Below are 13,812 nucleotides of genomic sequence, written 5' to 3'. Positions count from 1 at the left end.
CCAACACCATGCTGGCGGCCTTGAGCTTGAACTCACTCGAATAAGATTTACGCATATCCAAACACCTCAAATTTGGGCGCTATCATAGCGCCCGATTGAAGTGTCCAAAATCATTAGGCCAGTTCAGAGGCGTTGCGATGCGGTGCTGCTGGGTGACCGGTGGCACGCCGACCACCTCGCTCCAGTGGTGCGCGAGCTGCTTTCAAAGCAGACCACCGCCGGCACCTGGAAGCTGGTGTCTGGCAAGCCACTGCGACCCGAGCATGACGTGCTGGAGAACATGATGCCGGCCTGCGCTGGAACATCAGCAAAGGCGGCCAAACCCTGGAAGGCTGGCGCAGCTGGATCGCCGGTAGTGTTCCACTTCGAAAAGGTGACCCCATGATCAGCCTGCAGGCCCTGATGGAAGCCTTCGTCGAGGACCATAAAGAGTCCGCCGCCGAGGAGCACTGGGAGCATCCAGACATTCGCTTCCAGCCATCTGACTACGGGGGCCTGCATATCTACTTCGATAAGACGCCCAAAGATCACAGTGCTTCGAGCTACTCCAGAAGCTCTGAGCGCAGCGAATACATGCTCGACAACGCCATCCACATCAGCTTCGACCGTAACGGCAAGGATCGTGACGAAAAGGGGCGTGAGGTTGGCACTGTGTACTCCGCCAAAATCGACGGCGAGAAGATCAGCCAGACCCTGCGATTCCGCTCTCCATTCGAGAAGATGGTCGCAGCGCTCTACTTCGGTTCATCGAAGATCATCGTCGACTGTGATGAGGATGAGTTCAGCTACGGCATCTACGGCTGAACAACCAGCGCCACGACAGCCTGTCGTTAATTGCCCGGTCACCTGCGCGCCGAAGCGCAGGTTGTATCGGGGGATGATCTGAATGCGACTGCGTTCCTTGCAAGGACCGCAAGAAAATTCACTTCGGCGTGAGTATCTTATTTTCGGGCGTAAGGGCCGCACAGTTCCTTCTGAAGGACCTGAAAGGGTGGAGCGCTTAGCGTGTTTACCATCGCTGCCACTTCAGCTTTATAAGCGGGGTCTGATTGCACTTTTCTAACTTCAGGCTTTATTCGTTCCATTGACGGTTCGTTGGCGAAAGCATTTTCGATGCTTGCGTTCATACCCGGGTTTGCCTTATCGCAGACTTGCTCCATTGCAATGGCAGTGAGAGCGGTTTGATGCAGCTCCTCATTCTCGTTTGCAATAGAGCGACCAGCGAAGCAAAGGCATGCCAAACATAGTGACAACCTGCAAATCCTTACCGACATTCAAAACTCCTTATTTATAGACGCTGAGGCCAGCAAGCTCCTGGTCAAAGCCCTATCAGCTTAACACTTACCCATCTCCGCCTCTATTGCGTCAGCACTCCTCCCCCGTGCCCATCGGCAACCAGCGGGAGGCATGAGTGTTGACGAATACAGGTGAACAACCCGCCACCTTGGAGGCGACCATGAACGCAGCATTGAATATTTGCCATGGGTGTTACGACGCTCAGTTGCCTCCAGAGGTCAGCGAGAGCGACGAGGTAATGACTGGCTGGAGCATCGGCGGAGCGACTGGTGTGCGGCGTCGACATCAAGTGGAAGCGCCGCTACGGCCAGCCGCAGGTCGTGACGTTCGACCGGTTCTGCACGGTGCTGCAAGGCCACCTGAATCAGCGCCAGATGGACGGCCTGGGCCAGCGTGATTCGTTTGCGGGAGCAAATTCGGCCCCCCGAACTTTGATGATGGTCGCTACTACTGCGGCAGCCAGTGGTGTATGCCATGACCGCCCACCAGCAGCACCGGCGCCGGGCCATCCACGCCCTGTCGGCCATCCTCGGCCTGACCTTCCTCACCATCGTTTTCTTGGGCCCCGCCATCGGCGGCCTGATCACCCAATAAATCATTCCGCACAGCGCCCAGGCATTACTGAGCAGGGCGAGGCGATGACGCTGATGATTCATCACCTGCATGCGATGGGTTCCGCAAAGTGCCAGCCGCTGCTGAATCCGCCGCGCCACGTTTTCGAACCTACGGAAAGTGTGGCGCGGGAATTCCGAAATAAAAGCCTGCTCGCCATTAAGAAAGACCTCGGCGACGAGGTTATCGGGCCAACTATTTAAGCGATGCAGGAGATATTGCATTGACAACAGGGTCTGCGACATCAGCTGGCTGCCCAGTCTCAACGTCACGAATTTCATACCTCCACCATGTCAACGATGATATTCCGTAAAGTCCATAGGTACGGCCGCCCACCAGATCAACCGTCATTTCAATCGGAGCAGTTTGCTGTTGCGCGGTAATAAACTTACGAACTTGAATCTTATGCCTTCCTGCACCCAGTCGGTACTCGCTCTGGCGGCTCAACCAATAAAGGGTTTGATCGTCGTCGATCTTAAATATTGTTAATGATTTGTCGAACTGTTGGATCGTAGCGATTTGGGAGCTTGATTTTCCTTCCGCACTTTTGTGCTCGTAATGAATACATCCGGTCAGCGTGAAGCTGAACATAATCATCGCTATAAAACGCCAAAAAATATGGTGTCGCATCAGTGTCCCTCCTAGGCTCAAATCCAAGGTGCGGATTGATACCTTATCCTTTCCCAAAATTCCACCCTACTCGCTGCATCCGGTAACCGGAGGGCGGCGCTTACCTGAGGTAAACGAAAGGCCTGTACGCCATAGCGTCATCCACAAGATCGACAAGAAGCCCGACGGCAGCCCGGCCGTTCTGTTCCTGGGCGCATCCGAGCAGGTTGAAAGCCAGGCACGCGACGACCTGATGAGCCAGCTCAACGAAAGCTATAATGCCGCTGCCGGCAAGGGCTGGGGGTTCTTCCACCAAGAGTCAGGCGCTTTCCCTTTCAGCGGCTGGCTCCGCAAGCACCTGGCCGACGTCACCGACTTCCTGGCGTTCAGCACCACCGCCGTCGAACACCTGACCAAGTTGATGGAAGAATCAAACCTCACCACCGGTGGGCACGCCCTCTTCTGCCACTACCAGCAAGGCCTGACCGAATACCTGGTCATCGCCCTGGTGCAGGAAACCGAAGCGGTGACCATGACCGAGGATCTGGCCCTGATGACGGTGAAGCGCCTGGATCTGGATCACATCCGCCTGGCAACGCCCATCAACATCAGCGAATGGCAGACCAGCCGGCAGTCGAAGCATTACATCTCCTACCTGAAGGGCAAGCAGGGCCGGCGCCTCAACGACTACTTCCGCGACTTTATCGGCTGCCAGGAAGGGATCGACGGCCCGAGCGAAACCCGGACTTTGCTCAAGGTGTTCAGCGACTTTGTCGAAAGCGAGGATCTGCCAGAAGAGTCAGCCCGCGAGAAGACGCACACGCTGGTCAGCTACTCCATGGCCCAGGCCAAGCTGGGCGAGCCGATCACCCTCGACGAGCTGTCCAGTCTGATCGATGAAGACCGGCCGAAGAACTTCTACGAATTCATCAAGGCGAAGGACTACGGGCTTTCCGAGGCTCTGCCGCCGGAAAAGAAGACCCTCAATAAATTCCGGCGTTTCACCGGCAGGGGCGAGGGGATGTCGATCAGCTTCGAGGCGCACCTGCTCGGCGACAAGATCGAGTTCGACGAAGCCGGCGGCACTCTGACGCTACGAGGGCTGCCAACGCAGCTCACTGAACAGCTCAAGCGCGCCTCTTCCTGAGACGTTACTTACCGCTGGGATTTCACCAGCTTGTCAATAAGGCTCCAGGCTTGCTCTCGTGCGTGCTGCCTGGCCTTATCCAAAGAGGCGAACAGTTGGTCGCCAGGTCGGATTGGTGGCAGACCTGGAATGCTGAGCTGATAGGTAAAGCCGTTAGTGTGGTGCCGAACCTCGGTGTCGAACTGGTGGCCTTGGCTTACATCAATGAATGTCTCAACGCTTGGCATATCCGCTCCTTGATCCGGCTCCATGCCGGTCACCCGTAATACCCCATATCAACGAATCACGCCAGCAGGCACGGCGGCTGATAGCCCCGCCAGGTCGCGCCACCGAACCAGACCAGCGATCAATTGAAACCTCATTCGCCGTTTATATCGAGATATTTAACCTCTTCATTATAAGGGGCTGACAATTTCAGTGTTACTGGTGGCTCGTAATCACATAGCTCAACAGTATCAAGTAATTTATCTTGATAAGAGATTTTAATTTGAAGATTGGCTTCACCGTCAAACGTTCTTTCAAATACATTCTCAAGCACGAATGGATAATTACCATCTTCGTGATCGAACGGACTTCTATCGTAGTCCTTCTCAACTTCAATGGTATCAGCTGTAAATGTGAACTCTAAATCATAGGTGCACTCTACATCGCCGACCGAAATCAAGTTAGCCTTAACCAGCTCGATATCGTATACATCAACATCTTCTAACTCCGAGTCCCAGCCGCCTATTTTGAAATCAGTATCAATCGCTTGTATGCACTCGTGGATTACGTTCATGAAATCTCCACGAACAACCTCCAGCGCCTTGGCAGCGAACTCGGATGGTTCTATGGAAACACTCTTAATGACGGCATCGATGAATTCGTCAACCGAGTCACTGCAAATCAAACGCGAATGTTCTTCCGCATACCTATGCCTGTCCTTGTCACTGGACTGAGTGTCCTCGACCTGCTGAAAGGTCGTCTAAAGCCTTCAACACAAAAGCATCTGCAAATTCTTTTTCTTTCTCGCCCAAAGCAAATAGTGCGAGTGAAGAAAAATACCTCTCGAACACATAACTTGGTTTTACATCATCAATTGAAACATATTCAACGTTTTGGGAGTCGAGGAATGTTTCAAAATCCAGGGAGATCAACCGTGATATTTCATCCGCCGAAACCTTGGAAAATATTCCATGCGCCGGAATGCCTGGAACATTCCTCAAAATCATCGCATTCTTCTTGATTGCCTTGAGCTCGGAAACAGCAGCTAAAGACTTCTTCTTTATATGCGATAAAACCTCACCCTTTGTTACATCTGTAATTAACAAGCGGACTTCGCCATCGTCTATCAGATCTTTCAACCCGCCAAGACTATGGGTCAGAAACTGGAAGTTTTTGCCTTCATATATATTGGTATCTAAAAAAACCAAGCGTGACCTGAGCTCCATAAGCACCTTTCCCTTTTCTCTGATCATACGGAGCATTACTCGGAACGCCTACAGAAAGCTAAAGTCCGGCAATCAGCCTGGCCCCGACTTCACGCCCAGCCACCTGCGCCAGGCCACGGTCAACATAGGTTCGCTCAGGCGTCCATCCACATTTCGGCGACCTACATGGAGCAGTTGGACCCGTTCATTGGCGATATGCCGCTGCCCCACATCGATGACGATGCGCTTGCGCCCTACGTGCGGTTGAAGCTGAGCCCGGCGACAGGAAAGCCGGTAACGAACAGGACGGTGAATATCGCGCTGCAGCGGGTTATCCGGGTTTTGAACCTCTGTGCGCGAAAGTGGCGGGACGAAGAGCGCCGGCCATTGCTTGACGTGGTGCCGATGATTTCCCTGTTGGATGAGAAGACGAATAGCCGAAAGCCCTACCCACTTTCCTGGGAGGAGCAATCGATCCTGTTCGCCGAGCTACCGGCACACCTTCAGACCATGGCCATGTTCAAGGTCAACACAGGTTGCCGGGAGCAGGAAGTTTGCAAGCTTCAGTGGAATTGGGAGATTGCGGTACCGGAACTTGGAACGAGTGTGTTCCTGATCCCGGCTGGATTTGGGGGGAGGAGTGCCAGGTCTGGCGTGAAGAACCGGGACGAGCGCTTGGTGGTGATGAATGACGTTGCCAAGTCAGTGATCGAGAAGCAGCGCGGCAAACATCCGCTCTACGTTTTCCCATTTGGCAAGCCAGATGGTGAAGGGAATGAAACGACGGTTCACCGCATGAACGACTCGGCCTGGAAGAAGGCGCGGGGTCGGGCGGCAAAGAAGTGGCAGGAGAAGTTCTTGCGGCCGGCACACGACGGCTTTGACAGAATCCGCATTCACGACTTGAAGCACACCTTTGGGAGAAGGTTGCGTGCTGCTGGCGTGGCTGAGGAGGATCGCAAAGCGCTGCTCGGCCACAAGAACGGAAGCATCACCAGTCACTACTCGGCGGCAGAACTGGATCAGCTGATTGCGGCGGCAAACAAGGTATCAGCAACCGACTCACGCGCACCAGCGTTGACGATTCTGAAAAGGAGGGAAGCATGATGAAAAGCGCCAGGGTCACTCGGAAAGTCACTATGGCAAAAACAACAAAGCCGCTCGAAAGCGGCTAAGTCATTGAATAATATGGTCGGGACGGAGTGATTCGAACACTCGACCCCTAGCACCCCATGCTAGTGCGCTACCGGACTGCGCTACGCCCCGACTAGGCGTGTTACTGGGTTTGCTTCGTAACGAAGCGATCAGGAATATACCGCAAGCTTTTGAAATGTGGAAGTATTTTAAAAGCCTGTATCACTTCTTCAAAACCACCAGCACATCTTCGAGTTCGGAGATCATCTGGCGGATCATTTGCTTGTATTGGGTGGTGTCGTCTTTGGCTTCATCACCGGACATGCGCTGGCGCGCGCCGCTGATGGTGAACCCCTGGTCGTACAGCAACGCACGGATCTGTCGGATCATCAGCACATCCTGGCGCTGATAATACCGACGGTTCCCGGTGCGTTTGACGGGGTTGAGTTGAGGAAACTCCTGCTCCCAATAGCGCAGCACGTGCGGTTTTACCGCACAAAGCTCGCTGACTTCACCGATGGTGAAGTAGCGTTTGCCTGGGATGACGGGTAGCTCGTCGTTATGACTTGGTTCCAGCATAAGCCTCAACTCGGGCCTTCAACTTCTGCCCTGGACGAAAGGTGACCACACGGCGAGCCGTGATCGGGATTTCTTCTCCCGTTTTTGGATTGCGGCCAGGCCGCTGGCGTTTGTCCCGCAGGTCAAAATTGCCAAAACCGGACAATTTGACCTGTTCGTTGTCTTCCAGAGCGTGTCTGATTTCTTCAAAAAACAGCTCGACCAATTCCTTGGCCTCGCGCTTGTTCAGACCCAACTCTTCGTACAGACGTTCCGCCATCTCAGCTTTCGTCAAAGCCCCCATACGTCACTTCCTTAACGTGGCGTTCAACCTTTGTTCGAGCGAGGTGAGGATATTTTGTGTCGTGGTATTCACCTCATCGTCATTAAGAGTGCGCGATGGATGCTGCCAGGTCAAGCCAACTGCAAGGCTTTTTCTATGCGGATCAATGCCTTTACCCTGATAGACGTCAAATAGCCTGAGGTCTGTCAGCCATTCCCCTGCATTTTCACGGATTACATCCAGAACAGCAGTGGCGGCGACTTCACGGTCGGCGATCAGGGCCAGGTCGCGGCGCACTTCGGGGAAGCGCGACAGCTCGCTGAATTTAGGCATCTTGCCCGAGGCCACTTCAGCCAGGACCAGCTCAAAAACGAAGACCGGACGGTCAAGGCCGAGGGTTTTCGACAGTTCTGGATGGATAGCGCCAACGAAGCCGACCAGGCGACCGTCACGTTCAATACGTGCGGTTTGACCCGGATGCAACGCCGGGTGGCTGCCTGGAACGAAGGTGAACGCATCCAAGGCACCGGCAAAGCCCAGCACCGCTTCCACGTCAGCCTTGACGTCGAAGAAGTCCACGGCGTCGCGGCCCTGTGCCCAACCTTCAGGCAAACGGCTGCCACAAACCACACCGGCCAGCATCGGTTCTTGCTTCAAGCCATCGAGCTGACCCACGAAACGCAGGCCGCTTTCAAACATGCGCACGCGGTCTTGCTGGCGGTTCAAGTTATGGGAAAGCGCTTTCACCAGACCCGGCCACAGCGACGAGCGCATGGCGGCCATGTCGTTGGAGATCGGGTTGGCCAGCAGCAGCGGCTCGACGCCAGGGTTGAACAGTTCGAACTGTCTCGGGTCGATGAAGCTGTAGGTCACCGCCTCCTGATAACCACGGGCAACCAGCAGACGACGCAACTCAGGCAGGTGCGCACGCGCCTCGGCCTTGGGTTGCGGTGCCAGGCGAGCTTGCGGGTAACGAACCGGCAGCCGGTTGTAGCCGTACAGGCGAGCCAGCTCCTCGATCAGGTCGACTTCCAAGCTGATATCGAAGCGATGGCTTGGCACTTCAACCTGCCACTGCCCTTCCCCACCTGCAGAAATACCGAGGCCGAGGGCCGACAACAGCTGCTCGATTTCAGCAGGCTCGATAACCAGGCCGAGCATTTGCTCGACGCTCTTGGCGCGCAGGGTGATCGGTGCCACCGACGGCAGATACTGTTCGCTGACCGTCTCAGTGATAGGGCCGGCTTCGCCACCCGTGATATCCAGCAGCAGGCCAGTGGCGCGCTCCATGGCTTCACGGGCCAGTTGCCAGTCCACGCCACGCTCGTAACGGTGCGATGCATCGGTGTGCAGGCCATAAGAACGGGCCTTGCCAGCGATAGCGATTTGATCGAAGAACGCGCTTTCGAGGAAGATATCGCGCGTGGTCGCGGACACACCACTGTGCTCACCACCCATCACGCCGGCAATCGCCAGAGCGCGGGAATGGTCAGCAATTACCAGAGTATCGGCGCGCAGAGCCACTTCCTGACCGTCGAGCAATACCAGCTTCTCGCCTTCTTCAGCCATGCGCACGCGGATGCCGCCGTTGATCTCGGCGAGATCGAATGCGTGCAGCGGCTGGCCCAGCTCCAGCATCAGGTAGTTAGTGATGTCGACGGCAGCGTCGATGCTACGCACGTCGGCGCGGCGTAGGCGTTCAACCATCCACAGCGGGGTTGGCTTGGACAGGTCAACGTTGCGGATCACGCGGCCCAGGTAACGCGGGCAGGCGTTTGGCGCCAGCACCTCAATCGGCCGCACTTCATCATGTACGGCAGGCACAGTGGCCACCACTGGACGGGTAACCGGGGCGTTGTACAGCGCGCCCACTTCACGGGCCAGACCGGCCAGGGAAAGGCAGTCGCCACGGTTCGGGGTCAGGTCGACCTCGATGCTGGCGTCTTCCAGTTCCAGGTAAATGCGGATGTCCTGGCCCACTGGCGCATCGGCCGGCAGTTCCATCAAGCCATCGTTACCTTCGCCTACCTGCAGCTCGGCCTGGGAGCACAGCATGCCGTTGGACTCAACGCCGCGCAGCTTGGCCTTCTTGATCTTGAAGTCGCCCGGCAGTTCGGCGCCGATCATGGCAAACGGGATCTTCAGGCCCGGGCGCACGTTGGGCGCTCCGCACACGACCTGGAACGTTTGCGCGCCGTTGCTGACCTGGCACACACGCAGCTTGTCGGCGTCCGGGTGCTGCTCGGTGCTCAGCACCTCACCCACGACCACGCCACTGAAAACACCGGCGGCCGGCGTAACGCTATCGACCTCAAGACCGGCCATCGACAGACGAGCTACCAGCTCGTCGCGATCTACCTGCGGGCTTACCCAGCCACGCAGCCATTGTTCACTGAATTTCATCCTGCTCTCCTAATGATTCGTTACGACTAGCGAAATTGCGCGAGGAACCGCAAGTCGTTGTCGAAGAACAGACGCAAGTCGTTCACGCCGTAACGCAGCATGGCCAGACGCTCAACGCCCATGCCGAAGGCAAAGCCCGAGAACTCTTCAGGGTCGATCCCGGACATGCGCAGCACGTTGGGGTGAACCATGCCGCAGCCCATGACTTCCAGCCAACCGGTCTGCTTGCAGACGCGGCAGCCTTTACCGCTGCACATCACGCATTCCATGTCGACTTCAGCGGAAGGCTCGGTGAACGGGAAGAACGATGGACGGAAACGCACCGCCAGTTCTTTCTCGAAGAACACCCGCAGGAACTCTTCGATGGTGCCTTTGAGGTCGGCGAAATTGATATCGCGATCCACCAGCAGGCCTTCGACCTGGTGGAACATCGGCGAGTGGGTGATATCCGAGTCGCTGCGATACACACGGCCTGGGCAGACGATGCGGATCGGCGGCTTGTTCGCCTCCATGGTGCGGACCTGTACCGGCGAGGTATGGGTGCGCAACAGCATGTTGGCGTTGAAATAGAAGGTGTCGTGCATCGACCGGGCCGGGTGATGGCCTGGGATGTTGAGCGCCTCGAAGTTGTGATAGTCGTCTTCGACCTCTGGGCCTTCGGCAATGCCGTAGCCGATATGGGTGAAGAACTGCTCGATACGTTCCAGAGTCCGAGTGATCGGGTGCAGACCGCCCGAGGCCTGGCCACGGCCAGGCAAGGTTACGTCAATGGACTCGGCGGCGAGTTTGGCCGCAAGATCGGCCTCCTCCATCGTCGCCTTGCGTGCATTGAGCACCTCTGTGACGCGCTCCTTGGCGACGTTGATCAGCGCACCGACTTGCGGACGCTCTTCAGCCGGCAAATTCCCCAGGGTCTTCATCACCTGAGTCAATTCACCCTTTTTGCCAAGGTAGTGAACCCGGATTTGCTCCAGGGCATTGATATCTTCAGCGCTTTGCACAGCCTCAAGAGCTTGAGCGACGAGCGCGTCCAGGTTTTCCATGTACAGACTCCAGATACAAAATAGGGGAAGAGCTTGAAGGCTCTTCCCCTATTTATGACGTTTACCACCCTGGGCTACAGGAGCAACCCAGGGTGACTGTCGGGGGTACTTAAGCCAAGGTGGCTTTAGCTTTCTCGACAATCGCAGCAAACACCGCTTTTTCGTTCACGGCCAGTTCAGCCAGAACCTTACGGTCGATTTCGATGGACGCTTTTTTCAGGCCAGCGATGAAACGGCTGTAGGACAGACCGTTAACACGTGCACCGGCGTTGATACGAGCGATCCACAGAGCGCGGAACTGACGTTTTTTCTGACGACGGTCACGGTAGGCGTATTGGCCTGCCTTGATTACCGCTTGCTTGGCAACACGGAATACGCGTGAACGCGCGCCGTAGTAGCCTTTAGCAAGTTTCAGAATTTTTTTGTGACGCTTACGGGCCATGACGCCACGCTTAACACGAGCCATGAGTTACTTCCTCTAGTCTTGATCCAAAAATTAACGAAGGCGCAGCATGCGCTCGACTTTTGCCACGTCAGACGGATGCAGCAAGCTGCTACCGCGCAGTTGACGCTTACGCTTGGTCGACATTTTGGTCAGGATGTGGCTCTTGAAAGCGTGCTTGTGCTTGATACCGTTAGCGGTTTTCAGAAACCGCTTAGCAGCACCACTTTTAGTCTTCATCTTTGGCATGTTCGGATACTCCGCATTCAGTTGATAAACATAATCAGAAGGCCTGCCGTGCCCTGTTGATTACTTCTTCTTTTTCGGGGCGATGACCATGATCAGTTGGCGTCCTTCCATCTTAGGATGCTGTTCGACCGAACCGTACTCGAGCAGGTCAGCTTCAACCCGCTTGAGGAGTTCCATCCCCAGCTCCTGGTGGGCCATCTCACGGCCGCGGAATCGCAAGGATACCTTGGCCCTGTCCCCATCACTCAGGAAACGTACCAGGTTGCGCAGTTTTACCTGGTAATCCCCTTCCTCCGTCCCTGGACGAAACTTGATTTCTTTTACTTGAATCTGCTTCTGGTTCTTCTTCGCCGCGGCAACCTGCTTCTTCTTTTCGAAGATCGACTTGCCGTAGTCCATCACCCGGCAAACGGGTGGGATTGCATCGGCGGAGATTTCCACCAGGTCCAGTTTGGACTCTTCTGCAATACGAAGCGCTTCATCAATCGAGACGATGCCAATCTGCTCGCCGTCAGCGCCAATTAACCGAACCTCGCGTGCCGAGATATTCTCGTTGATCGGGGCTTTCGGTGCAGCTCGTTTATCTTGTCTCATTTCACGCTTAATAATAATTACTCCGAATCTGGGCGACCACGCCGGGAAACCGCTTGCGCGAGGAACTCAGCGAACTGGGCGACGGGCATCGAGCCCAGGTCAGCACCTTCACGAGTACGCACAGCGACAGTCTGCATCTCGACTTCCCGATCTCCGATAACCAAAAGATAGGGAACCTTGAGCAAAGTATGCTCGCGGATTTTAAAGCCGATCTTTTCATTTCTCAAGTCGGACTTGGCACGAAATCCGCTTTCGTTGAGTGTTTTTTCAACTTCAGCGGCAAAATCTGCCTGTTTATCAGTGATATTCATGATCACTGCCTGGGTCGGCGCCAGCCACGCGGGGAATGCACCCTCGTAGTGCTCGATCAGGATCCCGACGAACCGTTCGAACGAGCCGAGGATCGCCCGGTGCAGCATAACCGGGTGTTTACGGCTGTTGTCTTCGGAGACGTATTCGGCTCCCAGACGGATCGGCAGGTTAAAATCGAGCTGCAGGGTACCACACTGCCAGACGCGGCCAAGGCAATCTTTCAGCGAGAACTCGATCTTCGGACCGTAGAACGCACCTTCACCCGGCTGCAGGTCGTACGCAAGCCCCGCACTGTCGAGTGCTGCGGCCAGTGCCGCTTCGGCGCGATCCCAAAGCTCATCGGAACCGACGCGTTTTTCCGGACGAGTGGACAGTTTCATTTCGACGTCGGTGAAACCGAAATCGCGATAGACGTCCATGGTCAGCTTGATAAACGCAGCGGATTCGGCCTGCATCTGCTCTTCGGTGCAGAAGATATGAGCATCGTCCTGAGTGAAGCCGCGTACACGCATGATGCCGTGCAGCGCACCCGATGGCTCGTTACGGTGGCAGGCACCGAACTCGGCCAGGCGCATCGGCAACTCGCGGTAGCTCTTCAGGCCCTGGTTGAACACCTGCACGTGGCACGGGCAGTTCATTGGCTTGATGGCGTAATCGCGGTTTTCCGACTGGGTGGTGAACATGTTGTCGGCGTAGTTGGCCCAGTGCCCGGATTTCTCCCACAGGCTGCGATCAACGACCTGCGGGGTCTTGATCTCCAGGTAACCATTGTCACGCTGAACCTTGCGCATGTATTGCTCAAGCACTTGGTACAGGGTCCAGCCATTCGGGTGCCAGAACACCATGCCCGGCGCTTCTTCCTGAAGGTGGAACAGGTTCAGGCGCTTGCCGATCTTACGGTGGTCGCGTTTTTCAGCTTCTTCGATGCGCTGGACATAGGCGGCCAGCTGCTTCTTGTCAGCCCAGGCGGTGCCGTAGATACGTTGCAGTTGCTCGTTCTTGGCGTCGCCGCGCCAGTAGGCACCGGACAGCTTGGTCAGCTTGAACGACTTGAGGAAGCGCGTGTTCGGCACGTGCGGGCCACGGCACATGTCGACGTATTCTTCGTGGTAATACAGGCCCATGGCCTGCTCGTCCGGCATGTCTTCCACCAGACGCAGCTTGTAGTCCTCGCCACGAGCATTGAACACGTCGATCACTTCGGCGCGCGGCGTGACTTTCTTGATGACGTCGTAATCTTTTTCGATCAGCGCGTGCATGCGCTGCTCGATGGCCGCCATGTCGTCCGGCGTGAAAGGACGCTCGTAGGCGATGTCGTAATAGAAGCCTTCTTCGATAACCGGACCGATCACCATCTTCGCCGTTGGGTACAGCTGCTTGACCGCATGGCCAATCAGGTGCGCGCAAGAGTGGCGAATGATCTCCAGCCCCTCTTGATCCTTGGGCGTGATGATTTGCAAGGTGGCATCGGAGGTGATCAGGTCACTGGCGTCAACCAGTTTGCCGTCGACCTTGCCTGCTACGGTGGCCTTGGCCAGACCGGCACCAATGGATGCGGCGACCTCGGCTACGGAAACCGCATGATCGAATGAACGTTGACTGCCATCGGGAAGAGTAATAGTTGGCATGGCGCCTCCTCTCCTAGTGGTGACCCCTACCAAAGGTCACGTGGGTTGGGATGAGCCAGTACAAGATCCAACACCAGGCCGTTCAGTGATGAA

15 protein-coding genes, 1 tRNA gene and 1 pseudogene are annotated in these 13,812 nt (G+C 55.9%); 5 read left to right on the top strand and 12 right to left on the bottom strand.

From position 1 onward, the window contains the following. The first annotated feature begins 142 nt into the window (after positions 1-142). The 3 genes from EJD88_RS17960 (at position 143) to EJD88_RS17950 (ending at position 2,111) form a co-directional block, all read left to right on the top strand. On the top strand, positions 143-385 hold the full coding sequence (locus EJD88_RS17960) for a hypothetical protein (RefSeq protein WP_256673674.1): 243 nt from the start codon (positions 143-145) through the stop codon (positions 383-385). Next, positions 382-804: a hypothetical protein gene (locus tag EJD88_RS17955; RefSeq protein ID WP_250924844.1), complete on the top strand. Its 423-nt coding sequence runs from the start codon at positions 382-384 to the stop codon at positions 802-804. The genes EJD88_RS17960 and EJD88_RS17955 overlap by 4 nt, the downstream gene beginning before the upstream one ends. A 1,130-nt stretch (positions 805-1,934) precedes the next feature. Beyond that, positions 1,935-2,111, top strand: a complete 177-nt coding sequence (locus EJD88_RS17950) for a hypothetical protein (protein WP_250924845.1) — start codon at positions 1,935-1,937, stop codon at positions 2,109-2,111. On the opposite strand, the gene EJD88_RS17945 is transcribed toward EJD88_RS17950, so the two are convergent. Further along, complete coding sequence (locus EJD88_RS17945) at positions 2,104-2,538, bottom strand: hypothetical protein (protein ID WP_158878631.1); 435 nt, start codon at positions 2,536-2,538, stop codon at positions 2,104-2,106. The two genes, EJD88_RS17950 and EJD88_RS17945, sit on opposite strands and share 8 nt — an antisense overlap. Positions 2,539-2,611: 73 nt before the next feature. On the opposite strand from EJD88_RS17945, the gene yejK reads away from it, so the two are divergent. Continuing rightward, positions 2,612-3,664: a nucleoid-associated protein YejK gene (yejK, locus tag EJD88_RS17940; RefSeq protein ID WP_158878637.1), complete on the top strand. Its 1,053-nt coding sequence runs from the start codon at positions 2,612-2,614 to the stop codon at positions 3,662-3,664. Between the two features lie 358 nt (positions 3,665-4,022). On the opposite strand, the gene EJD88_RS17935 is transcribed toward yejK, so the two are convergent. Continuing rightward, positions 4,023-4,442 carry a hypothetical protein gene (locus EJD88_RS17935; protein WP_158878630.1) on the bottom strand — a complete coding sequence of 140 codons (420 nt, stop codon included), beginning with the start codon at positions 4,440-4,442 and terminating at the stop codon, positions 4,023-4,025. Between the two features lie 148 nt (positions 4,443-4,590). Further along, entirely contained in the window at positions 4,591-5,130 is a 540-nt protein-coding gene (locus EJD88_RS17930) for a PIN domain-containing protein (protein WP_158878629.1), read from the bottom strand. Between the two features lie 99 nt (positions 5,131-5,229). On the opposite strand from EJD88_RS17930, the pseudogene EJD88_RS17925 reads away from it, so the two are divergent. After that, positions 5,230-6,180 (top strand): annotated as a pseudogene (locus EJD88_RS17925) (tyrosine-type recombinase/integrase); the annotation flags it as partial. 82 nt (positions 6,181-6,262) lie between these two features. Here the strand turns inward: EJD88_RS17925 and EJD88_RS17920 are convergent. The 9 genes from EJD88_RS17920 to thrS all read right to left on the bottom strand — a co-directional run bounded on the left by EJD88_RS17920 (position 6,263) and on the right by thrS (position 13,719). Next, a tRNA-Pro gene (locus EJD88_RS17920) sits at positions 6,263-6,339 on the bottom strand. A 90-nt stretch (positions 6,340-6,429) separates the two neighbouring features. Beyond that, complete coding sequence (locus EJD88_RS17915) at positions 6,430-6,786, bottom strand: MerR family transcriptional regulator (RefSeq protein WP_003219935.1); 357 nt, start codon at positions 6,784-6,786, stop codon at positions 6,430-6,432. Further along, complete coding sequence (ihfA, locus tag EJD88_RS17910; protein ID WP_002553164.1) at positions 6,767-7,069, bottom strand: integration host factor subunit alpha; 303 nt, start codon at positions 7,067-7,069, stop codon at positions 6,767-6,769. Before ihfA ends, EJD88_RS17915 begins: the two co-directional genes overlap by 20 nt. A 3-nt stretch (positions 7,070-7,072) precedes the next feature. Then, a complete protein-coding gene (gene pheT / locus EJD88_RS17905) occupies positions 7,073-9,451 on the bottom strand; it encodes a phenylalanine--tRNA ligase subunit beta (protein WP_158878628.1) in 2,379 nt (792 codons plus the stop codon). A 26-nt stretch (positions 9,452-9,477) separates the two neighbouring features. Beyond that, a complete protein-coding gene (gene pheS, locus EJD88_RS17900; RefSeq protein WP_017737822.1) occupies positions 9,478-10,494 on the bottom strand; it encodes a phenylalanine--tRNA ligase subunit alpha in 1,017 nt (338 codons plus the stop codon). A 109-nt stretch (positions 10,495-10,603) separates the two neighbouring features. Then, the gene (rplT, locus tag EJD88_RS17895) at positions 10,604-10,960 is read right to left on the bottom strand and encodes a 50S ribosomal protein L20 (protein WP_003234252.1); all 357 of its coding nucleotides are present in this window, start codon (positions 10,958-10,960) and stop codon (positions 10,604-10,606) included. Between the two features lie 30 nt (positions 10,961-10,990). Beyond that, the gene (gene rpmI / locus EJD88_RS17890) at positions 10,991-11,185 is read right to left on the bottom strand and encodes a 50S ribosomal protein L35 (RefSeq protein ID WP_002553160.1); all 195 of its coding nucleotides are present in this window, start codon (positions 11,183-11,185) and stop codon (positions 10,991-10,993) included. Between the two features lie 60 nt (positions 11,186-11,245). Then, entirely contained in the window at positions 11,246-11,797 is a 552-nt protein-coding gene (gene infC, locus EJD88_RS17885) for a translation initiation factor IF-3 (RefSeq protein ID WP_015884933.1), read from the bottom strand. Then, the gene (gene thrS, locus EJD88_RS17880) at positions 11,797-13,719 is read right to left on the bottom strand and encodes a threonine--tRNA ligase (protein WP_158878627.1); all 1,923 of its coding nucleotides are present in this window, start codon (positions 13,717-13,719) and stop codon (positions 11,797-11,799) included. The genes infC and thrS overlap by 1 nt, the downstream gene beginning before the upstream one ends. Positions 13,720-13,812: the final 93 nt, after the last annotated feature.

It is taken from the genome of Pseudomonas sp. PB105 (genome assembly GCF_009764655.1).
Taxonomy (GTDB): domain Bacteria; phylum Pseudomonadota; class Gammaproteobacteria; order Pseudomonadales; family Pseudomonadaceae; genus Aquipseudomonas; species Aquipseudomonas cyclaminis.
The sequence above is the reverse complement of the archived record's forward strand: the minus strand, read 5'-3'. Positions and strand labels throughout refer to the sequence as shown.

What these genes read in the sequence shown, in the direction of transcription:
- EJD88_RS17915 (WP_003219935.1), bottom strand. Translation starts at nt 6,786, where the DNA reads ATGCTGGAACCAAGTCATAACGACGAGCTACCCGTCATCCCAGGCAAA.
- EJD88_RS17930 (WP_158878629.1), bottom strand. Translation starts at nt 5,130, where the DNA reads ATGCTCCGTATGATCAGAGAAAAGGGAAAGGTGCTTATGGAGCTCAGG.
- ihfA (WP_002553164.1), bottom strand. Translation starts at nt 7,069, where the DNA reads ATGGGGGCTTTGACGAAAGCTGAGATGGCGGAACGTCTGTACGAAGAG.
- rpmI (WP_002553160.1), bottom strand. Translation starts at nt 11,185, where the DNA reads ATGCCAAAGATGAAGACTAAAAGTGGTGCTGCTAAGCGGTTTCTGAAA.
- pheS (WP_017737822.1), bottom strand. Translation starts at nt 10,494, where the DNA reads ATGGAAAACCTGGACGCGCTCGTCGCTCAAGCTCTTGAGGCTGTGCAA.
- rplT (WP_003234252.1), bottom strand. Translation starts at nt 10,960, where the DNA reads ATGGCTCGTGTTAAGCGTGGCGTCATGGCCCGTAAGCGTCACAAAAAA.
- EJD88_RS17950 (WP_250924845.1), top strand. Translation starts at nt 1,935, where the DNA reads ATGACGCTGATGATTCATCACCTGCATGCGATGGGTTCCGCAAAGTGC.
- EJD88_RS17935 (WP_158878630.1), bottom strand. Translation starts at nt 4,442, where the DNA reads ATGAACGTAATCCACGAGTGCATACAAGCGATTGATACTGATTTCAAA.
- pheT (WP_158878628.1), bottom strand. Translation starts at nt 9,451, where the DNA reads ATGAAATTCAGTGAACAATGGCTGCGTGGCTGGGTAAGCCCGCAGGTA.
- EJD88_RS17945 (WP_158878631.1), bottom strand. Translation starts at nt 2,538, where the DNA reads ATGCGACACCATATTTTTTGGCGTTTTATAGCGATGATTATGTTCAGC.
- EJD88_RS17955 (WP_250924844.1), top strand. Translation starts at nt 382, where the DNA reads ATGATCAGCCTGCAGGCCCTGATGGAAGCCTTCGTCGAGGACCATAAA.
- thrS (WP_158878627.1), bottom strand. Translation starts at nt 13,719, where the DNA reads ATGCCAACTATTACTCTTCCCGATGGCAGTCAACGTTCATTCGATCAT.